General features: G+C 35.6%; 18 protein-coding genes and 1 pseudogene. 5 read left to right on the top strand and 14 right to left on the bottom strand.

Going from position 1 to position 21,049, the window contains the following annotated elements; translation table 11 throughout:
• Positions 1-50 precede the first annotated feature (50 nt).
• Positions 51-1,067 (top strand): NADH:flavin oxidoreductase/NADH oxidase, encoded by a 1,017-nt coding sequence (locus G7059_RS05935; protein WP_166081162.1) that lies wholly within the window; start codon positions 51-53, stop codon positions 1,065-1,067.
• Between the two features lie 94 nt (positions 1,068-1,161).
• On the opposite strand, the gene ftsZ is transcribed toward G7059_RS05935, so the two are convergent.
• Both ftsZ and G7059_RS05925 read right to left on the bottom strand, forming a co-directional pair.
• Positions 1,162-2,211: a cell division protein FtsZ gene (ftsZ, locus tag G7059_RS05930; protein WP_166081161.1), complete on the bottom strand. Its 1,050-nt coding sequence runs from the start codon at positions 2,209-2,211 to the stop codon at positions 1,162-1,164.
• Positions 2,212-2,237: 26 nt separating this feature from the next.
• Positions 2,238-3,473, bottom strand: a complete 1,236-nt coding sequence (locus tag G7059_RS05925; protein ID WP_166081160.1) for a cell division protein FtsA — start codon at positions 3,471-3,473, stop codon at positions 2,238-2,240.
• Positions 3,474-3,764: 291 nt separating this feature from the next.
• Here G7059_RS05925 and rpmB point away from each other — a divergent pair, with 291 nt between their 5' ends.
• On the top strand, positions 3,765-3,956 hold the full coding sequence (rpmB, locus tag G7059_RS05920; protein WP_166081159.1) for a 50S ribosomal protein L28: 192 nt from the start codon (positions 3,765-3,767) through the stop codon (positions 3,954-3,956).
• A 31-nt stretch (positions 3,957-3,987) separates the two neighbouring features.
• Here rpmB and G7059_RS05915 read toward each other — a convergent pair whose 3' ends face one another.
• From G7059_RS05915 to gmk, 8 genes are read right to left on the bottom strand one after another with little or no spacing between them, the layout of a single operon-like run.
• Positions 3,988-4,578, bottom strand: coding sequence for a thiamine diphosphokinase (locus G7059_RS05915; protein WP_166081158.1), 591 nt, complete (start codon positions 4,576-4,578; stop codon positions 3,988-3,990).
• Positions 4,575-5,225 carry a ribulose-phosphate 3-epimerase gene (gene rpe, locus G7059_RS05910; protein ID WP_166081157.1) on the bottom strand — a complete coding sequence of 217 codons (651 nt, stop codon included), beginning with the start codon at positions 5,223-5,225 and terminating at the stop codon, positions 4,575-4,577. The genes G7059_RS05915 and rpe overlap by 4 nt, the downstream gene beginning before the upstream one ends.
• Entirely contained in the window at positions 5,222-6,076 is an 855-nt protein-coding gene (gene rsgA, locus G7059_RS05905; RefSeq protein ID WP_166081155.1) for a ribosome small subunit-dependent GTPase A, read from the bottom strand. Before rsgA ends, rpe begins: the two co-directional genes overlap by 4 nt.
• A complete protein-coding gene (gene pknB, locus G7059_RS05900; protein WP_166081154.1) occupies positions 6,073-7,869 on the bottom strand; it encodes a Stk1 family PASTA domain-containing Ser/Thr kinase in 1,797 nt (598 codons plus the stop codon). The genes rsgA and pknB overlap by 4 nt, the downstream gene beginning before the upstream one ends.
• Positions 7,853-8,593 (bottom strand): PP2C family serine/threonine-protein phosphatase, encoded by a 741-nt coding sequence (locus G7059_RS05895; protein WP_166081153.1) that lies wholly within the window; start codon positions 8,591-8,593, stop codon positions 7,853-7,855. The genes pknB and G7059_RS05895 overlap by 17 nt, the downstream gene beginning before the upstream one ends.
• Before the next feature lie 28 nt (positions 8,594-8,621).
• Complete coding sequence (locus G7059_RS05890) at positions 8,622-9,833, bottom strand: transcription antitermination factor NusB (RefSeq protein WP_166081152.1); 1,212 nt, start codon at positions 9,831-9,833, stop codon at positions 8,622-8,624.
• A complete protein-coding gene (gene priA / locus G7059_RS05885) occupies positions 9,830-11,950 on the bottom strand; it encodes a primosomal protein N' (protein WP_240920446.1) in 2,121 nt (706 codons plus the stop codon). Before priA ends, G7059_RS05890 begins: the two co-directional genes overlap by 4 nt.
• Before the next feature lie 30 nt (positions 11,951-11,980).
• Entirely contained in the window at positions 11,981-12,553 is a 573-nt protein-coding gene (gmk, locus tag G7059_RS05880) for a guanylate kinase (protein ID WP_166081151.1), read from the bottom strand.
• A 94-nt stretch (positions 12,554-12,647) separates the two neighbouring features.
• Between gmk and G7059_RS05875 the strand changes: the two genes are divergently transcribed.
• Positions 12,648-14,315 (top strand): NFACT family protein, encoded by a 1,668-nt coding sequence (locus tag G7059_RS05875; protein ID WP_240920445.1) that lies wholly within the window; start codon positions 12,648-12,650, stop codon positions 14,313-14,315.
• A 4-nt stretch (positions 14,316-14,319) separates the two neighbouring features.
• Here the strand turns inward: G7059_RS05875 and G7059_RS05870 are convergent, their stop codons facing one another.
• Positions 14,320-14,955 carry a M48 family metallopeptidase gene (locus tag G7059_RS05870; RefSeq protein ID WP_166081150.1) on the bottom strand — a complete coding sequence of 212 codons (636 nt, stop codon included), beginning with the start codon at positions 14,953-14,955 and terminating at the stop codon, positions 14,320-14,322.
• A 42-nt stretch (positions 14,956-14,997) separates the two neighbouring features.
• On the opposite strand from G7059_RS05870, the gene G7059_RS05865 reads away from it, so the two are divergent.
• Together G7059_RS05865 and G7059_RS05860 are read left to right on the top strand one after the other, a co-directional pair.
• Positions 14,998-15,783 carry an HAD-IIB family hydrolase gene (locus tag G7059_RS05865; RefSeq protein ID WP_166081149.1) on the top strand — a complete coding sequence of 262 codons (786 nt, stop codon included), beginning with the start codon at positions 14,998-15,000 and terminating at the stop codon, positions 15,781-15,783.
• The gene (locus G7059_RS05860; RefSeq protein WP_166081148.1) at positions 15,780-16,328 is read left to right on the top strand and encodes a hypothetical protein; all 549 of its coding nucleotides are present in this window, start codon (positions 15,780-15,782) and stop codon (positions 16,326-16,328) included. The genes G7059_RS05865 and G7059_RS05860 overlap by 4 nt, the downstream gene beginning before the upstream one ends.
• 47 nt (positions 16,329-16,375) lie before the next feature.
• Here the strand turns inward: G7059_RS05860 and G7059_RS05855 are convergent, their stop codons facing one another.
• The 3 genes and pseudogenes from G7059_RS05855 to dnaJ form a co-directional block, all read right to left on the bottom strand.
• Positions 16,376-17,197, bottom strand: coding sequence for a PRD domain-containing protein (locus G7059_RS05855; protein WP_166081147.1), 822 nt, complete (start codon positions 17,195-17,197; stop codon positions 16,376-16,378).
• A gap of 109 nt (positions 17,198-17,306) precedes the next feature.
• The gene (locus tag G7059_RS05850; protein ID WP_166081146.1) at positions 17,307-19,862 is read right to left on the bottom strand and encodes an ATP-dependent Clp protease ATP-binding subunit; all 2,556 of its coding nucleotides are present in this window, start codon (positions 19,860-19,862) and stop codon (positions 17,307-17,309) included.
• 68 nt (positions 19,863-19,930) lie between these two features.
• Positions 19,931-21,030, bottom strand: a pseudogene (gene dnaJ / locus G7059_RS05845) (molecular chaperone DnaJ).
• Between the last annotated feature and the right edge of the window lie 19 nt (positions 21,031-21,049).

Below are 21,049 nucleotides of genomic sequence, written 5' to 3'. Positions count from 1 at the left end.
AAGGCTTTGTTTTCAAATAAACATGATATAATGTTTTTAGGTGATAGAAAATGAAATTATTAGAAAAGTTTAGCATTAAAGATATGACTCTTAAGAATAGAGTTGTAATGGAGCCAATGTGTATGTACTCTGCTACTAAACATGATGGCATCGCAACACATTTTCACTTTGCTCATTATGTAGCACGTGCAATTGGTCAAGTTGGTCTTATTATTATTGAAGCTACCGGAGTGGTTCCTGAAGGACGAATTACAGATGATTGCTTGGGACTATATGATGATAGCCAAATTGAGCCACTGAAGAAAATTGTTGAAGCAGTACATCTTGAAGGCAGTAAAATTGCTATTCAACTTAATCATGCCGGAAGAAAATGTAAAGCAGTAGATGGTGTCGATACGATATATGGTCCAAGTGCCATTGCTTACTCTGATACGTATCGCACTCCAAAAGAAATGACTCAGGAAGATATCCAATCAGTAATTAAGGCATTCCAAGATGCTGCTATCCGTGCAAAACAAATTGGTTTTGATGCAATTGAAATTCATGGTGCACATGGATACTTAATCTCTGAGTTTATGAGCCCAATTACAAATAAACGAAGCGATAAATATAAAGATGGTGCTGTGTTCATTCGTGAAGTTGCAGAAGCAATTCGAGATGTATGGCCTATGGAGAAACCTTTACTTATTCGAGTTAGTGCTACTGACTATGAAGATGGCGGACAAAGTGTCGATGATGCAATTAGAATGCTTGAACCAAGTCTTGATCTCATTGATATTGTTAATGTATCCTCGGGTGGAATTACAATAAACCCTCCACAATCAATTTACCCTGGATATCAAGTGGATTTTGCTACACGTATTAGAGAGAAACTTGATGTACCAGTCATAGCTTGCGGTCTATTGGGCAGTTTAGATTTAGTTTCATTTATCCTGGAATCAGGTAAAGCTGATTTAATTGGTTTAGCACGACCATTGTTAAGCAATCCAAACTGGTTATTACAAAGTGCTCAATCACGCCGTAAGATGGATGTCATACCATATCAGTACGAACGTGGATTTAAATAAAAAAATAGTAATAGATATATTAACAAAGCTTGCTAATTCGGCAAGTTTTGTGTATGAAAAAGCACATCTTTCGATGTGCTTGTTTTATTATTAATTAACGAGTTTTAAAGAATGTTGGAATATCGTTATTATCATCGTTTGATTCTGTTTTACGAGGAGCCTCTTGTTGACGTTCATATGCTGCAGTTGGTTGTTCAATTTGACGTTCATCAAATCCTGTAGCAATAACAGTAACTATAATTGCATCTCCGATATTTTCATTGATTGCAACTCCGAAGATAATATCAATATCACTTCCAGCTGCTTCACGAATGTATTCTACAGCCTCACTTGCATCATGAATAGAAATTGAATCTCCACCAGTAACGTTAACAATCGCATTACGTGCACCAGCAATTTGTGCTTCTAATAATGGTGATGTAATTGCTTTTTGAGCAGCTTCTATTGATTTGTTCTCACCTTGTGACATACCAATACCAATTAACGCACTACCTTGTCCTTGCATAACTGAACGAACATCAGCAAAGTCCAAGTTAATCATTGCAGGTACTGCAATAAGATCAGTGATTGTTTGAACACCTTGACGTAATACGTTATCAGCTTCTTTAAATGCCTCTTGGAATGGTATTCTACCAATTACTTCAAGCAATTGATTATTACTTACAATGATTAATGAATCAACATAAGCTTTTAATTCCTCTAGACCTTCACTAGCTTGTCTTCCACGACGTGGACCTTCAAATGTAAATGGTTTTGTAACAATACCAACAACAAGTGCGCCTTCTTCTTGAGCAATTTTAGCTACAAGAGGTGATGCTCCTGTACCAGTACCGCCTCCAAGACCTGCTGTAACGAATACCATGTCAGCACCTTTAACAGCTTCACGAATCTCTGATTCGCTTTCTACGGCTGCTTTACGGCCCACTTCAGGATTAGCTCCAGCTCCTAAGCCTTTTGTAATCTCTTTTCCTAGTTCAATTCTGTTAACAACTGGAGAAGTTTTTAAGACTTGTAAGTCTGTGTTGGCAACATAAAACTCAACACCCTTCATCCCTTCATCAACCATGCGGTTAACAGCATTATTACCTGCTCCACCCACACCTATTACTTTAATTTTAGCAACTGAATTTTGTATAGTACTCATACTAACCCTCCACTTTTTTATTTAGTTTATCGTTCAAAAAACATGTTTTTGAGTTTTTGTGTAATTGAATCATCTTTATTATGTTCTTGTTTAGATTGTAACACAACCGATTCAAATTCCGAAAGATTCACACTTGAATAAGTTTGCTCACGATAGATTTCTTGATCTTTGTAATAATAGAACGAACCTACAATAGATGTTAGGCTTGGATCTTTTACCCCAAAGGTAGTCGAGCGATAACGTGTTACATCAACATTAAATTTGTCAACTAGCCATGAATCGAGACCTTCCATGACACTTGCTTCTCCAGTAAGGATAAAACGTGGTGTTCCGAGTTGGAAGATTGGTTCACTACTTTCAATAAGTCCACTCATGAATTCTTTTAATTCACCTTCAACTACTTCAAACAATTCATGTTGAGTCATTGTATGTGTTTGTGACTTCGTTGACCACATAAAGATTGGGTCATTATGAGCTTCTTTATTTAAATCGATATTATTATACAACAAGCGTTTCACAACATCCTGTGGTACATTAAATGTTTCTTTTATTACTTCGTGTATTTCTTCAAATCCTCTATCTAAATAATCGTTTGACAACATCGTTCCATGATGGAATAATGCAAGACGCGTCATGTCATTATTTAAAGTTATAGCAACAATTGGTTTATCAATGGAAGCCTCAAATAAAGACGCCTCTTTTGCATAACCAATATCATCAACTACTAGATCAATGATTCTTAATCCTGACTTCTCAACTAAACCAACGTAAGGATAAACTATTGATTCCTTTCCATAATAGCATTCTGCTTCAATGGTTAAGGAGTCACACTTTTCGTTCATTGGTACTTTACGTGTTGAACTTCCATTTATAAAAAACTTTGTAACTAGAGTGTTAACTAATACAAATCCCTCAGGACTTGGTGCTGCGTTTATATCATTGTAAATACGTCGAATATCAATTGACGATACACGACCTGTTATTGGTATCCTTCTTTGTCGTTGAATGCGTTTTAAATGAACACCCGGCAAAATAAATAAAACGCTTTCGATTAGAACCCCAAGGTTTCGAGAAGCATTTTCTACAGCTTTTTTAATTGCGTCAACAACGTGAGTTTCACTTGCTATAGTGTACCCAACAACTCCTTGATGAGCGACACGTTCTACTTTCAGTATATTTAAACGTCCATTAAAAAATTGTCCAATAAGTAAACGCACTTCATGATCCGCGATTTCCAATGCAGCAATGATTTGTTTGTCCATTGGCGAACCTCCTTGTGCTATTAACATAATACCACATGCAAACTGATTATTAAAGCATAAGTGAGCCCCAATAGCAATAAAATAAGACGATTTTCACTTACTTTCAAAAAAAATATATTGATTCCACAATTCTAAATTATTTTTGTTTAATTTATTAATAATATGAGTTATAGTAATAAAAATGAATTTGAAATTACCGTGTAATTTTTTCATTAAAAGTATTGATAAATCAGAAATGCTATGGTATAGTATCTAAGCGTTGAATCTTTACAAAAGAAAGGGGGTTACGGTATGCCTAGAGTATGTTCAGTAACTGGAAAGAAAACCATGTCTGGAAACAAACGCTCACATTCACTTCGTGCAACACGTCGTAAATGGAATGTTAACCTGCAAAAAGCGACAATTATGGTGGATGGAAAGCCAACTAAGGTCCGTATTTCCGCCCGTGCATTAAAAACATTGAAAGCTCAACAAGCTCGATAAGAAAAAACAACGGTGAAATTCACCGTTTTTTTTATGGATTCGTTTGTAACAACAACACCTTTCCAGAGTGAATAGTAAGTGTTGCCTCTTCTTCAAGTATCTCATTTGAAGTAAGGTAGGTATCCCCTACTTTAACTTCCTGATTGTTTAATGGATACTTCACTCCTTCAAAACTTAGATTACCTTTTTCAAGAATATGCATAGATACGTATTGGTACGTATCTTTTTTAATTACATGCTTACCGACTCCAAGCGAGTAGATTTTATTTTGCTTATCATAGAGATAGAGCCTTGGATCACTACATGCCGTTAACACATGCATGTATTCATGGTCACGACGACCACCCAATCCGCCAAAAACATTAATTCTGTCATAATCAACACATAAGGAATATGCATAAGTAAAATCCGTTTCATCCTTTTCAGGTTTCAAACGGATTATTTTCTCTGCATGTTTTTCGATACACTTGAATTCATCTCTAGTAACACTGTCGAAATCTCCACAGGCAATCATCATTGGTATTCCTCTACTGGCACAAACATATGCACCGTAGTCAACACCAATAACATCACCCTCTAGTGATTCATCGAATTCATGGAGTACTAAACTAACAGTTTTCATAGAAGAGATTGGACTGCTTTTTCAATTTCATCACCAAACACATAACTACCGGCAACAAGTATATCTGCACCAGCTTGTCGTGCTTTGGGTCCAGTCTCACCATTGATTCCCCCATCAACTGAGATAAGGTAATGATATCCATTACTTTGTCGTATTGAATTAATTTCTTTAATACGCTCAAGCATTTCAGGAATAAATGATTGTCCTCCAAATCCAGGTTCTACACTCATCACTAATACAATATCTACATGTTTAAGATACGGAATAATTTGAGATAACTCTGTTCCAGGTTTTAAAGTAATTCCTGCTTTGACTCCAAGTTTTTTTAATTCTTTAACTGCAGCAAGCCCTTCTGTCGCATCTTTAAAACATTCGACATGGAATGTAATTGCCTCAGCACCATTCTTTACAAACACATCAAAATACTTCTCAGGGCGTTCAATCATTAAATGAACGTCCATAAACAAGTCAGAAACACGTTTTACTTGATTCATTATTGAAGGTCCAAAGCTAATGTTTGGGACAAAAACTCCATCCATAACATCATAATGAAGCCATGTAGCCCCTGCTACTTCAACCTTCTTCAATTCTTTCTTCATATCTGTAAAATCTAGTGACAGAACTGAAGGTGCAACTATTTTAGTCATCGCGATCCCTCCCTAATTAAAGATACACAATCAACATAGTGCTGATAGCGTTTCAATGATATCGCTTTCTCTTCAACTTTCTGTTTAATTGTACAACCTGGTTCATGAATATGCAAGCAATCACGATACTTACATTGTCCTTCATAAGGAACAAAATCAGGAATTCGTTGAGAAAAATCAATGAGATCTAAATTAGCAAAACTTAATGAAGAGAACCCTGGTGTATCAGCAATCCAGCCATCAGCGATGCGATATAGTTGGTTATGTCTTGTAGTATGTTTACCTCTACCTAGCGCCTTAGATATCTCTTGTGTGTTAAGTTCTAAGTTAGCATCAATACGGTTGAGTAAACTCGACTTACCTACACCACTCTGCCCTGATAGAACAGATACTTTATCCTTCAGAATTGATTCTAATCCTGAAGTTGGAAGAGTTATGCCGGTCTTAACTACTCGATAACCTGACTTCTCATACTCATCAACAATTTCTTGCAACGCCTCATCACTGACTAAGTCTGCTTTTGATATGACAATAACCGGTTCAATACTTTCATAAGAAATGAGGAATATTAAGCGATCAACTAGAGTATAGGAAAACTCTGGTTCCATTGCTGACATTACAATTAAAGCCTGATCGATATTTGCGATTAAAGGTCTGATCAATTGATTTTTTCTCTCAAGTACTTCCTGAATTACCAATCTATTTTCTAAAGTTTCTACCATTACATAATCGCCAACAATAGGTTTTTGACCAAGTCTTAATTTACCCATGGCGGTAGCAACTTCAAACTCTCCTTCAATAAACACAGTATATCGATTGGATACAACTCTTGTAATTAAAGCTTTTTTCATAAATTATCTCTAGTTTCTCTGTTAGATGTTTCCCCAGTTTGAGGTTTAACGCTTGTATTTACATTGTCCTGCGGCTTTTCATCTGGTTTTTGGCCATTATTCTCATCTGGTTTCGTTGGTTTTTCTTCCTCGACTACCGGAATCTTTTTATAGTAATAAAGTGTAATGTAATTGGAGTTCTCTTGTATATAGTAACTACCAACTGATGGACTAACTCTATCAACTACATCATACTTTAATGCTGCAATTTGACTATCAGACATACCAATTTGACTTAGTTCTTCAGTACGAACTTGCATGCCCATATCAATGAATTTTTGTTGTGCTTCAGCAACACTCATATTAATCACATTTGGAATAACTCCACTAATTTCCATTGGAGCACTCACAGTTAGAGTCAGTGTATCTTTTGACTCAGGTGTTACTTTATCACCTTTATTGAGCCCTTCTTGTTTCAAGATGATACCTGGCGCTTTATCTGCTGTTTGTTCGTTTACAACTTTAATATCAAGTTTTAATCCTTTGAGAGACTCGCGAACATCTTCAATCTTCTTACCTACGTAATCTTGAATTTCGAAAGTCTTCCCTTGTGAGACAACTAGTTTAATTTTATCACCTTTATGAAGGATCGCTCCTTCAGCTGGTACCGTTACAATCACAAGATCTTCTTCATAATCATCTGAATATTCATAATTTACTGTAGGGTCTACATTTAAACCTAATTCCGTTAACTCAGTTCTTGCTACTTCAACTTTCTTTTCAACCATGCTTGGAACAATAATTTGCTTATTTTCTGGTTTAAAAACAAACATCATGACAATAGCAACAGCAATCACAAGAACCACACTAGCAATAGCAATTATCTTTTTCTTATTGTCTTTTTTCTTAACAGGTTCATCTTCACGTACACGATCCATAACAATTGTGAGATCTTGACTTTGATTGACTGCTGGTTTCCATAGAGGTTCGTTGATGATATCTTCATCAAAACAATGATTTAAATCTTCCATTAGCTCATCAATAGTTTGATAACGATAGTCTAAGTTCTTTTCTGTAGATTTAGAAATTATATTAGCAATCGAGTTTGGTATGGAACCATTAAACTTTTGAATACGTGGAAATGGATCACGTAAGTGTTTCATGGCAACTTCAACCGGAGAATCTCCTTTATAAGGAACTGTACCCGATAGTAGTTCGTAGAACACCACACCAAGCGCATAAATGTCCGATTGATAACTTGCGCCTTCACCACGTGATAATTCAGGTGCCATGTAGTGAACAGAACCTAGGACAGAATCATGCTTCGTTAGTTGAATAGCATCCCCTGCAAGAGCGATACCAAAGTCTGTAATCTTTGCAGTTCCATCATCTTTCATTAGAATGTTCTGAGGCTTAATATCACGGTGAATCACATGTTCATGATGTGCTAATTCCATAGCAGATGTAAGCTGCTTCATAATCGATACTGCTTCAACTGGATCTACTGCTTCACGTCGATAGATCAATTCTTTAAGTGTTGTTCCTCTTACCATTTCCATGACAATATAATGAACACCATCATCTTCTCCAACATCGTATACTTCAACAATATTTGGATGACTTAATCCACTTACTGCACTGGCTTCACGCTGAAAACGCAATAAGGCTACAGGATCATGAGATAAATCTCCTCGTAGTAGTTTTATTGCTACTTCTCTATTTAATACTGTATCCATTGCTAGGTAGACATCTGACATCCCGCCGCTGCCTATCTTTTTTACCAATAAGTATCGGTTACTAATTGTTTTTGTCATAATCATCACCCTCAATCAAAATTACTGATACATTATCATAACCACCAGCTTTATAAGCCAATGATATTAATGCTTTTCTTTTGTTTAATATATCTTCAATCTCTAATGCTTTTAATATGAGTTCATCACTTACATATCCATGAAGTCCATCTGAAGACATTAATATATAGTCCCATTTTTCGGGAATATGTATAGTATCGTAGGATATATGTTCATCAATTCCTACTGCGTTCATTAGTACATGACGTTTTGGATGTGTTTGAATTTCCTCAAGTTCGATCTCATTTCTTAAATACATTTCATAAGCGTATGTTTGATCTTCTGTTAATAGATTCAGTTTGCTGTCAGTATAGGTGTAAAGTCTACTATCTCCTATATTAAATGCAATTGCATCATCTGCAAGAATGACACAAGCAACTAAAGTAGTTCCCATACCACGATACTCTGGAACTACTAAGGATTCGTGATATAGGGTTCGATTGATTTCTGCGATTGTACCAGAAAACCAAGCAATAGCAGATTCTTTATCACTGATGCTTGATACTTGTATAAATGATTCTTTTAAAAGTGTTACAACCATCTTACTAGCAATAGAACCAGCATTGCCGCCACCTATTCCATCACAGAGTATGGCAAGAAGTGCTGTTTCAGTTTCTACAACACTGATGCTATCTTGGTTTTCATCCCTATATAAGCCTATTTCACTAATTCCAGTATATTTCACAAGACACCTCATCTTTTCCAATCATATTTTAGCATGTTCGTCGACATTGTGCGATATAGAAACCATCACCTAAGGTTTCCATCGGGTTGCACAATTCAGACTCGAGCAGCTCGTAGTTTGAATTGCGAGCTAAAAACGCTTCGACTTGTTTTTCATTTTCTTTACGATTTAATGTACAGGTCGCATAAACGAGAATTCCATCCACCTCAAGCAATGTCGCAACATGATCAAGCATATCTGCTTGAAGCAGTACTAAAGCATCAAGATCTTCAGGTTTAATATGATAACGTAAATCATGTTTATGAGATAACACACCCAAACCAGAACATGGTGCATCAAGAAGAATACGATCATATTTCTTATCAGTTTGATATTCAAGGACATCCGATGTAATGATTGTAGCATTTGTAGCTCCAACTCGTTCCATTAGCTCACTTGTTTTATCTGCACGAGATTGATGGAGTTCAACTCCATCAATCTGACCTGTATTATTCATTAGGGCGGCAATGTGGCTTGTTTTTGTACCAGGACCACAACAACAATCTAACACTTCTAAATTATCTTCTAAGTTCATAAAAGGAACAACTTTTTGAGAATTAATGTCTTGAATTAATACCACACCATTTTCTAGGTAATCACTTCTAAATAACTCTGATTTCGCAATGAGAGCATTATTGTATTCGTCAAAATATGACATATCTAATGGATAATCTTTTAAAGTATTAATTCTTACATAACTCGGTTTAATTTCTTGGCAGTAAATCGCATAGTCAATTGCGAACTTCTCATCATATTGTTTACTTAGTAAGTTAAGTATCCAAAGGGGCATACTATACTCAATCGATGCTCGTTTTAATCCTGTTTCTTCAATTGGTCGTAGACCTCGCTTAATAACCTTTTTTAGAACTGCATTCACAACTCCAGAGTAACGTTTCTTTCCAATTGTTTTAGTTAACTCAACATATTCGTTTACAAGCGCATAGTCTGGTACATCGTCCATTTTAAAGTATTGAGCACACGCCATTTTAATAACAAGTGCTACCTCTTTAGGCAATTTTGCATCTACTAAATCTTGAAATTGGTAATCCAAAAATAAACTATGTTGTAATACTGTATACACTAAGGCACTTACAAATGCTTGTGACTTAGGATCCATTTCTTTTTCTTTGAGTACTAAATGGGCATGTCGGTCGCGAAACTCAACATCACTAAGTACATTATAGGCTTCTAATCGTCTCATGATTCTAATGTTAGTGGATTGACATCCACATTGACTCCTGTTCTATTTGTTTTCTTAAAAAGATCAATGGCTTGATGACACAACTGAATCATACCATCAAGATCTTTACCTTTTATAATAATTCTACTTCGATATTTTCTTACAAGTTTTCTTAACATAACGGGTCCTATCAATTGATAGCTTGCTCCATTAAGTATTTTCATAAACTCTAATGACGCCGCAAATGTTTCTTCCTCAGTATCACCATTAAATACGATACTAATAAGATAACTATACGGTGGATACTCGGCTATCTTACGATACTGCATTTCATAACTTACGAACTTCTTATACTGTTGATGAAGTGCACATTGAATAGCATAATGGTCTGGATTCGCTGTTTGAAGCATAACTTCACCCGTTAATCCACCTCTACCTGATCGTCCTGCTGCTTGAAGTAACATCGCAAAGGTAGTCTCTACCGCACGATAATCACTATGAGCTAATGCAGTATCGGCATTAATAATCCCAACTAAGGTAACATTGGGTATATCAAGACCCTTGGCAATCATTTGTGTCCCTATTAATATATCACATTCGTGGTCGATAAAGCTCTTAAGGATACGTTGATGGGCGTTCTTTTTCGAGGTAGTGTCTGCATCCATTCTCGCAATCCGAGCATTTGGAAAAAGTGCTTGGACATTTTCTTCCAAGCGTTGTGTCCCTACACCACTTCCAACTAATTTCATATTATTCTTTAGCCCTGTTTGATATCCACAAACATGACATCTTAAACTTCGATCAGTCTTATGGTAGCTTAAGGATAAATCACAGTTTGGACATTGTAGAACTTCATCCTCAGAGTTCTTAATAAGAGTCATATAACCACGTCTGTTTAGGAGCAACACAATCTGTTCTTTACGCTCAAGTCGAGCGTGTATTGCCTCTAACAGTTCATCCGTTAGGTATGCCGACTGACGACTCAATAATGCTTTGCGTGTATCGATAATGCTTACTTTAGGAAATTGATGATTAATACGCTCATTTAACTCAAGTAATGTATAGACTCCCTTTAAACTTCGTGCATATGTTTCTAGTGAAGGTGATGCACTTCCTAAGAGAAGTGGACAGTTATGGTATTCAGAACGCCATATAGCAACATCACGAGTATGATAGTAAGGAGTATTTTCTTGCTTGTAACTTGTGTCATGTTCTTCATCCATAACAATTAAACCAAGCTCCTTAAACGGCATAAAAACAGCAGATCGTGTACCTACTAAGATGTTGACTTCGTGATTACGAACGCGTTGATACTGTTCGTACTTTTCTTGATCATTGAGTCCACTGTGATAAATTGCGACATCTTGACCAAAACGAGTAGAAACCCGTTCTATCATTTGAGGTGTCAGTGATATTTCAGGAACTAAAATTAACACCTGCTTATTTTCTTTAATAACAGATTCTGCTAGCTGTAAATAAACTTCTGTTTTACCACTCCCTGTTACTCCATGAAGTAAGTATGTATGCGCATGCGTCATACTAACTTTTTTAATTACTTCAGCTTGCTTATCTGTTAATTGATAACTTGCTTTAACACTTTCAATCATTTGCTCACTATAAACAACTTCACGATCTTCCAAATCGAAAAGTCCTTTATCAATCAGTGTTCTAAACCCACTATACAACTTCACAGCTTCTTTTACTGTCATACTATCACCTTGTTTAAAGTGATCTAAGAAACGTTCTTGATGAGCAGTAGGATGGTGAAGGGTTAAATCAGTTCTCACAATGATACGTTCTTTTTTAGCTTTCTTACTTGAAGTTTGAGGCTTAAGTTTATTAGGTAATATTGTTTGTAGGCATCGTATTATTGGAGATACTGTTCGATATGCTAGCCAATCAGCACACAACCATAATTCCTCATTTAAGATAGGTGTATCATCAAGAACTGAAAGAATTGGCATAGCTTCGAAGTCTTCTGGTTTATTATTATGAACACTCGCTACAAACCCAATGATTTCTCTATTCCGCAAAGAAACACTTACACGCATGCCCCGAGCTACAGAAAAACCACCAACGTCATAAGTTAGTGTCTTATTCCCTAGAAAACTATTCTCTATATATACTTCACAATACACTGAGGATCCCTTCCAATCTTAAAACAACTCCTAGAGAGTTGTTTCAATATTACGTTTTATAATTAAGGCACAGGTATCTGCTGCTAACTGAGGATTTTCATTACAAATTACATAACGGTAATGATTCATCAGTTCCATTTCTTTTGCAGCTTTATCCAATCGCTCTTGGATAATTTCCTGTGATTCAGTTTGACGTCCTTCTATTCGTCTTCTAAGTTCTTCCATACTTGGTGGAACTAAGAATATACTGAGTGAATCGGGAACACGTTCAATAACTTGAAGCGCTCCTTGTACTTCAATTTCAAGTAAAACGTTCTTTCCTTCATCACGTAAACGTTCAACTTCAGCCATTGGTGTTCCATAGTAATTTCCTACAAATTCTGCATATTCTAACATCTCATCGTTATCAATAGCATCAAGGAATCGTTCTTTACTTACAAACTTATAATCAACACCATCTACTTCACCATTTCTTGGTCCACGTGTTGTCATAGAAATTGAAAATGCTAAGTTTAGTTCTTCACGATCAAAAAACAAACGACGCACTGTTCCTTTACCTACACCACTAGGTCCAGAAAATATGATTAATAATCCTCTTTTCATTCGCTCCCACCTCTAATAATTTTTATAATTATACCATAGGAAAGAAATTAATGCTTGTATACTATAATATTTCTTGAAATTTAGTATAATAGTTATGTTTGTGAAAGGATTTGGTACTATGGCAATCGATGGCGTATTTATGCACCGTCTTGTAAATATCTTACAAGAATCAACACCACTTAAAATAAATAGGATAACTCAACCTTCAAATCATGAGTTTATTTTCCAATGTTTTGCAGGAAAGAAAATGAATCTGTACATATCTACTCACCCTGTATTTAGTAGAATACAATGGACTCACAGTAAACCATCCAGCAATTTGGATCAAACTCACTTATTAACGTTGATGAGAAAACACCTTGAAGGTGGTATCATTACTCAAATTACACAGTATGGTTTTGACAGGGTTGTTGAAATACATATTGAACACCGTGACGAAATGGGAGTTATTAGGCCCTATCGTTGTATCGTTGAGTTGTTAGGTAAGTATGCTAACGTTATTATCGTTAATGAAGATAATACCATTGTAGATGCCTTAAAAAGAATCTCACCTTTCGAGAATACAGAACGAGCAATTGTTGCAGGGAGTAATTATGACTACCCACCACAATTTGATAAACGCTCATTCTTTGAACTTGCATCATTCAATCCTGCTGAATCCTTAAGAAGTCAATTTAATGGGATATCTCCCCTTCTTGAAAAAGAAATTTTATTCCGTTTGAAAACTCAAGATGCTCAATCTATTATTGATGAATTGCTTGATTCAAACTCAATTTACATTTATGAAACGGATTACCACATCATTCCTTTAACACATCTAAATAAAGAGCCAAAAGTTTACCCAATAATGGAAGGCTTAGATCATTTCTTTCACGATATTCAAGAACAAGACCGCATTAAGTCACATACTGGTGATCTCTTAAAACTAATTCGTCGTGAACTTAAGCGACTTAATCAAAAATTACCGAAACTCTATAATGATTTAGAAAAAGCTCAAGATAGTGAAGAGCTTCGCAATTACGGTGACCTACTCTTTGCATTTGCTCATGATTTATCCAATGGTCACAAAGAAATAACAGTGACTGATTTTGAAGGCAATGAAGTAAGCATTCCTCTTGATGAACGATTCAATGGGAAAGACAATGCCCGACGTTATTTCAAACGTTATCAAAAAGCAAAGACTTCGCTGTCTTATTTAGAAGAACAAATTACTAAAACTGAAGAACGGATTCAATATTTTTCTTCTCTACAAACTCAAACAGAGCAAGCAAATGTTGATGATGCTCAGGAAATCTACGAAGAGTTGATTTCTCAAAACATCATTCATCCGAACCGTCTTAAGAAAGCAAAAACAAACAAGAAGAAAAAACTTCCAAATATCTTAAAATTAAACTATGATGAGGAAACCACCATTTTTGTAGGTAAAAACAACTTGCAGAATGACCGAATTACATTCAAAATCGCGCGCAAACATGATACATGGTTCCATGTTGCTCATGACTTTGGGTCGCATGTCTTAATTCAGACTCCGAGTTTGGATGAGGCTAAAATTCGATTGTGTGCTAATCTTGCAGCGTATTTCTCAAAAAGTCGTTATGGAAGTTCTGTAGAAGTCCATTATACAGAGGCACGAAACATAAAGAAAATTCCTGGAGGTCATTTAGGCTTGGTAAGTGTCGCAACTCACAAAAGCATTTATATTGATCCCGATGAAAATCAAATTCTTGATTTCATTCAAGAACACACAAGTAAAAACCAGTAGACACTTATCTACTGGTTTTCTGCATTTTAATACGTTGTTTGTAATCAGGCATAATCTTCTCGATATGTGCATAGAACTTTTTACTGTGATTAAATTCTAGTAAGTGAGCACATTCATGAAGAATGACATAATCAATAAAGCGCTTATCTTCATGATACAAGTACAAATTAAATGCCAATTCTCCTTTAGAACTGCATCGACCATGAATTCTTTTATACCGTCTTACTTTAAACTTCGGAACTGGAATATTGAGAAGCTCACAGTAATATGGTAATCGATCTTCAATGTAGCGACTTAATGAATCTTTAAACGAATCATCAACCTTTTGTTCTATCCAAGCTACTTCTTTGTTTTTTGGAACCGTGATTCTAAGCAATCCATTATGCAGATTCTTTTTGAACGAAGAACCTTCGATTAGTTCCGTATCGAAACGCTCGCCATAAATTAGTATCGCTTGCTCAAGTCGATACCCCATTGGTGTATACCCTTCTAGTCTTTTTTGTATCCAAGCTTCATTTTTCTTAATAAATGCTTCAACCACACTATCATGAACTTGATATGGTACTTTTACTACTATTTCTCCACCAAGAATTTGAATGGAAAGTGTTTTTCTATTTGAACGAATAATTTTTGACTTCATGGTGTTATCATACCACACTCATGATATAATGTTGCTGGTGATATGATGAAAAACTCAGATATATTCTATTTTGATGTTGATGGTACTTTGTTGGATACAAAAAGTCATACCTTTTTAGATTCAACAATATATTCATTAAAAAAGTTAAAAGAAAAAGGATATCGTGTTGCATTATGTACAGGTCGTACACTTGATGCTATACAATCAATAGGCATTCCTGACTTTATTGAGTGGGATGGTTTTGTGCTTGCCAATGGGGCATTAGTTCTTGATCGAAATCTTGACGTCATCTTTAGAAAAGCTCTAAGTCCCGAATGGGTAAGTAAACTCATCAGTTTGCATAAAGGAACATTATTATTAGAGGGCGATGAGATTATGATGGTTAACAAACCTAATGAGACATTCCTTCTTTCAATGAAACATTTCAATATCGACCCAAACTTTCCTGAGACAAATTATACCAATCAAGTCGTCTATAAAGTATTGTCCTACGGATTCAATGATCTAAGGCAAGAGGATGTAGATTGGATACTAGAAGATGCAGATTTTGTTTATGACATTATTAAGAATAGAGAAATCTCTCCTAAAAACATCAATAAATTTTTAGGGGTACAAGCATTAAACAATCATCTAAACACAAATATTTCAACTGGTTTTGGAGATGGTGATAATGATGTTGAATTCTTAGAAGGCGTGACTTTTGGAGTTGCTATGGGTAATGGCACTGAAGGTGTTAAGAAAGTTAGTGATTATGAGACAGATCCATCATGGGATGATGGAATCTATAAAGCTTTAGTTAAATTTGGAGTCATTGAGGAGGAACTATGAAATATACTGAAGAACAATTATTAGGCTATGGAGTTATTAAGGATCGTCGTAGACGTTACTTACTTGTAATTCCGGGAACTAATGAAGGATATAATATACAAGAACGCAATATGAAATATGTGGCTATTGAAAGCACAAAGATAATTTGGATTACCTTGTCATTTGTTGTTGGATTAGGTATCTTTAAACTACCAATTTGGTTATGTAGCATATTAACTGCCCTGACTTTTGTAGGATTCATTATATTCAAGAAGTATTTTATGTTACGTGATGTTAAAAAGATTAAAGTTATCGATGAAGACCTTGCGAAATTTAGTAGTGTAGAAGGACTTAAAATCAAGCGTTCCGATGAGTTTATGAATACTTTATTCCCTTTACTTGTTATGAGTATGCTTGTTGCTCGATCATCTGATATTGGAGGCTATACAGGCATTGATATTCAACTCTACTACTTCTATCTAGCAGTAGCTGCTGTTGCAGTAATCTACTTTGCTTACCGTTCAATAAAAATTACAATGAAGATTCGTAAACTTCAAGGAAAATAAAAACAAACTTCTTAAAAGTTTGTTTTTTTAATTCTATAATTGTTATTCTATAATTTATCTTCCGATAATAAATATGTCAGCATTGCCACATCTTTTTTATCAAGCTTAATATCATATAATCCTTCAAGAATACTTCTAATCTTTAACACTGCTTCCTCAGATCGATAATCCATTCTAAGCATGTTGACATAGAAGTCTTCCAATTTGTTACCTTGAAATAATCTTAATATTAATACATCCAAATGACTAATAAATCTTTTGTTCTTATCAATACTTAGCGATATCCCTGAATCTTCTAATATCTTATGAATGACATGTCTGTCAGTATGTGTAAGATATTCGGGAAGCATCCTACGAACAGATAACAGCGTTTCAAATTCTTCTTTTATATTTACCAGTAAGTTTCTCTTATCATATTCTGATCCATCGATAATTACTGCATCATCGTTGAATTCTAGTTTTAGTTCACAATCTTCAAGGTATTTTCTTGCATGGGATAAATCTTCTACTAATTCAGCAATAGTAGTTCCAATAATGTCTGAAAACACATCTAAAGGTATAGCAACCGCAATTTCATTTAAAAGAATTATTATTTCGAAAAGCACACGACTCTGTTGCGTTAGTACAAATGAACTAAATTCTGTTGTGATAATAAAGTTTGAATATTGATCAAAGTCGGTAACAATCAGAGTATACCCGCGATTCTTAACGACATCAATTCTGAATCCATGTCCCTTACCTACTTCATTCAAACGTTGCATTACACTTTGTGTGCGTCGTTTAGAGAGGTTAATCTCGCTCATTATTTTTGTTAATGAAATGATTTCATTTTTCAAAAACAACTGTAATAGTTTTGCAAGTGTTGTCATGTAGATCCATCCTCTCGCTACTTCAACAAAATGCCTACCAATTCACAATGCTATTGCACTGTCAATATACCTCTTATTCTAACAAAAAAAGAACACCTTTCAAAGTGTTCTAATTCATCTTCTCAACAGCATCTATTATTTCTAAAGTAAATTGTCCATTTATGGCATCAACGTGAATGATAGCATTTTCATGTACATCTTGTTCAATGAGAAGATAAGCAATACGTGTTTCGAGTTCTTTTTGAATATAACGTTTCATAGGACGTGCACCATAGGTTACATCACTACCTTGAGCAACAATCAATTGTAATGCAGCATCGGTTACTTCTAGTTTTAATTGACGTTTTGCAACTCTTATAGCTAACTCATCAACAAACTTACGAGCAATGTCAATTAACACACTATCACTTAATGCATTAAAGACAACAATCTCATCAATACGGTTAATAAACTCTGGTTTAAAGTGAGCTTGAACCGCTTGAAGATAACGATCATTTCGAATTGATTGATCTCTTTCAAAGGCAAATTGACTACCTAAGTTTGAGGTCATGATAATAATTGTATTCTTGAAGTCAACAGTTACTCCTTTACTATCAGTGATACGACCATCATCTAATATTTGTAGTAAAACATTGAAGACATCTGGATGGGCTTTTTCAATTTCATCTAGTAACACAATTGAGTATGGGTGTCGTCTTACTTGTTCTGTAAGTTGACCTCCTTGTTCATAACCAACATATCCTGGAGGCGCTCCTATTAATCTCGATACAGAGTGTTTCTCCATGTACTCACTCATATCAATTCGAACGATTTGATTTCTATCATCGAATAGTTGTTCTGCAAGGACACGTGCTACCTCTGTCTTACCTACCCCAGTTGGACCTAGGAACATAAAGGAACCAAGAGGTCGATTCTCATCTTGAATTTGTGCTTTCGAACGTAGAATAGCGTCTGTAACGACTTGTAATGCCTCATCTTGGCCTTTTACTGAACGTTGTAGTTCTGCTTTGAGTGAAAGGAGTTTTTCTCTCTCAGATTCTACTAATTTAGTAATTTTAATTCCAGTCCACTTCGATATAATCTCAGCAACTAAATCTTCGGTTACAACTTCTTGAATCATACCACCTTGTTTTTCCATATCATTAGCTTCTTTAATTCTCGCTTCCAAGGATGGAATTGTTTCATATTGTAATCTTGCAGCTTCTTCATATCGAGCTTCATTTTGAGCACGTTCAAATGCAAGTCTTGCTTTTTCTAACTCTTCTTTAGCATCTTTTACACCATCAAGCGCTTCTTTTTCATGTTGCCAACGTGCATACATTGTGTCATAACGTTCTTTCAAATTAGAAAGTTCTTCTAAGATTTCGTCAAGTCGTTCAAGTGTACGTTCATCAGTTTCTTTCTTCAATGCAGTCTCTTCGATTTCAAGTTGACGGATACGACGATTCAGTTCGTCAAGTTCAGCTGGCATTGATTCCATTTCTACACGAATAGAAGCACAAGACTCATCAATTAAGTCAATAGCTTTATCCGGCAAGAATCTGTCCGTGATATAACGATTGGATAACTTCGCTGCCGCTACAATAGCTTCATCAAGGATCTTAACACCATGATGGGATTCAAAACGATCTTTCAAACCTCTTAAAATAGAAATTGTATCATCTACAGTTGGTTCGCTTACCGTTACTCTTTGGAAACGTCTCTCTAATGCAGCGTCTTTTTCAATATATTGTCGGTATTCATTGTATGTCGTTGCACCGATTAAGTGAAGTTCACCACGTGCTAACATTGGTTTTAACAGGTTAGCAGCATCCATGGATCCTTCAGTTTTCCCTGCACCTACTAGGTTGTGAAGCTCGTCAATAAAGAGAATTATATTTCCTTCAGATTGTTCTACTTCTTCAAGTACTGCTTTTAAACGTTCTTCGAACTCACCTCTATATTTGGCACCTGCAATTAAAGAGCCCATATCAAGTTCAATAAGTTGCTTATTCTTTAAGCTAAAAGGAACATCACCGCGCATAATACGCCATGCTAATCCTTCAGCAATCGCAGTTTTACCAACACCAGGTTCACCGATGAGAACAGGATTATTTTTTGTTTTACGGCTTAGTATTTGGATGACACGACGGATTTCATCATCACGTCCTATAATAGGATCAATTTTCCCATCACGTACATCTTTTACTAAATCACGACCATATTTTAATAGGGCATCAATATTATTCTCAGCAGTTGGAGAGTCCATAACTCGTCCATTTCGATGGTTTAAAATACTTTTTTCTGTATCTTTGTAGTTAATAAGTGTTTCTAAACTTTTTGTTGTTTTAATTGCTGAAAGGAACAATGCATAAACAGATACATAGGTATCTCCGTTTTTTTCAGACCATTGGTTTGCTTCATTCATCATTTGCCCAAATTCATTTGAAGCACCAAGTTGTGCTCCTTGTACCTTAGGCAGACGATTTAATTCACCATCCACTAAGTTATTGATAACTTGTTTGGAAACAGAAACATCGCTTAAAACTATGTCTAGGTCAGTAGTTGCCATCAGCGCTTTCAAAACGTGATATGGTGTCACTTGACTATGAGACATTGCTGTCGCATAGTTTACAGCTTCCATAATAATATTTTGAGCTTTTTCTGTCATTCTCTCGTTATTCATTCTATCACCTCCGTTAGCAGTTAATGAACAAGAGTGCTAATTGATTTTGGAAAGAAAAGTGACTCTCATCACTTAAACGCATTTTTAAAACGTTCAAAGACTCCTTCACCTTTCTTATCGCGTAATTTTTCAAATAATTCACGTTCTTCACGCGATATTTTCTTAGGTACTTCAAGTTTAATCTCGACATATTGGTCACCCATTCGTCCCGTTCTTAAATCTTTAACACCTTTTTCACGCATTCTAAATTTTGTATTCGGTTGTGTTCCAGATGGAATGTTCAGAAGAACATCTCCATGAACCGTTGGAACTTCTATATCCGCTCCAAGTGTAGCATCAACAATCGACAATGGTACTTGTATATGAATGTTGTTGCCATCACGTGTAAAGTATTTATGAGGTGTCACGTTTATCTCAACATAGAGATCTCCGTTTGAACCACCATTACTTCCACGTTCTCCTTTACCACTTACACGTAGTTGTTGTCCTGATGAAATACCAGCAGGTATTTTCAAGTCAACATTTACACGTTTTGTAGTATATCCTTTACCATGACATTCTTCACAGTGACGACTAATTGTCTTACCTGTACCTTTACAATCTGGACATGTAGTTGCAGATTGGAAAGTACCAAATGGAGTGCGTTGTTCAGTAACAGTTTGACCTGTACCATTACAACGTGAACATGTATGAATATCACTGGAGCTATAAGCACCTGTTCCATGACACACATGACATACTTCATCGACATTTAAAGTAACTGTTTTCTCAGCACCAAAGACAGCTTCCATGAAATCAATCTTCATGGACATAAAACGATCTTGTCCTTGACGTGGAGCGTTAGGATTTGCTCTACGGGTTTGTCCCCAAAGCCACCACCAAAGAAAGAACTAAAGATATCTCCAAAATCATCAAATCCACCAGCACCGCCAAATCCTGCATTTTGATCAAAGGCAGCATGACCATATTGGTCATAATTTGAACGTTTCTGTTTGTCAGATAAGATATCGTAAGCTTCTTGTACTTCCTTAAACTTCGCATCAGAACCCGGATCTTTATTAACATCCGGGTGATATTTCTTTGCGAGTTGGCGATATGCTTTTTTTATTTCTTGGTCAGTTGCGTTTTTGCTAACTCCAAGAACTTCATAAAAATCTTTTTTTGCCATATCTACCTCCACACTGATG

The sequence above is a fragment of the Erysipelothrix sp. HDW6A genome (assembly GCF_011400295.1).
Taxonomy (GTDB): domain Bacteria; phylum Bacillota_I; class Bacilli_A; order Erysipelotrichales; family Erysipelotrichaceae; genus Erysipelothrix.
Note: the sequence above shows the minus strand (reverse complement) of the source record. Positions and strands in the feature narration are given on the sequence as shown.

What these genes read in the sequence shown, in the direction of transcription:
- G7059_RS05935 (WP_166081162.1), top strand. Translation starts at nt 51, where the DNA reads ATGAAATTATTAGAAAAGTTTAGCATTAAAGATATGACTCTTAAGAAT.
- ftsZ (WP_166081161.1), bottom strand. Translation starts at nt 2,211, where the DNA reads ATGAGTACTATACAAAATTCAGTTGCTAAAATTAAAGTAATAGGTGTG.
- G7059_RS05925 (WP_166081160.1), bottom strand. Translation starts at nt 3,473, where the DNA reads ATGGACAAACAAATCATTGCTGCATTGGAAATCGCGGATCATGAAGTG.
- rpmB (WP_166081159.1), top strand. Translation starts at nt 3,765, where the DNA reads ATGCCTAGAGTATGTTCAGTAACTGGAAAGAAAACCATGTCTGGAAAC.
- G7059_RS05915 (WP_166081158.1), bottom strand. Translation starts at nt 4,578, where the DNA reads ATGAAAACTGTTAGTTTAGTACTCCATGAATTCGATGAATCACTAGAG.
- rpe (WP_166081157.1), bottom strand. Translation starts at nt 5,225, where the DNA reads ATGACTAAAATAGTTGCACCTTCAGTTCTGTCACTAGATTTTACAGAT.
- rsgA (WP_166081155.1), bottom strand. Translation starts at nt 6,076, where the DNA reads ATGAAAAAAGCTTTAATTACAAGAGTTGTATCCAATCGATATACTGTG.
- pknB (WP_166081154.1), bottom strand. Translation starts at nt 7,869, where the DNA reads ATGACAAAAACAATTAGTAACCGATACTTATTGGTAAAAAAGATAGGC.
- G7059_RS05890 (WP_166081152.1), bottom strand. Translation starts at nt 9,833, where the DNA reads ATGAGACGATTAGAAGCCTATAATGTACTTAGTGATGTTGAGTTTCGC.
- gmk (WP_166081151.1), bottom strand. Translation starts at nt 12,553, where the DNA reads ATGAAAAGAGGATTATTAATCATATTTTCTGGACCTAGTGGTGTAGGT.
- G7059_RS05875 (WP_240920445.1), top strand. Translation starts at nt 12,648, where the DNA reads ATGTTTGTGAAAGGATTTGGTACTATGGCAATCGATGGCGTATTTATG.
- G7059_RS05870 (WP_166081150.1), bottom strand. Translation starts at nt 14,955, where the DNA reads ATGAAGTCAAAAATTATTCGTTCAAATAGAAAAACACTTTCCATTCAA.
- G7059_RS05865 (WP_166081149.1), top strand. Translation starts at nt 14,998, where the DNA reads ATGATGAAAAACTCAGATATATTCTATTTTGATGTTGATGGTACTTTG.
- G7059_RS05860 (WP_166081148.1), top strand. Translation starts at nt 15,780, where the DNA reads ATGAAATATACTGAAGAACAATTATTAGGCTATGGAGTTATTAAGGAT.
- G7059_RS05855 (WP_166081147.1), bottom strand. Translation starts at nt 17,197, where the DNA reads ATGACAACACTTGCAAAACTATTACAGTTGTTTTTGAAAAATGAAATC.
- G7059_RS05850 (WP_166081146.1), bottom strand. Translation starts at nt 19,862, where the DNA reads ATGAATAACGAGAGAATGACAGAAAAAGCTCAAAATATTATTATGGAA.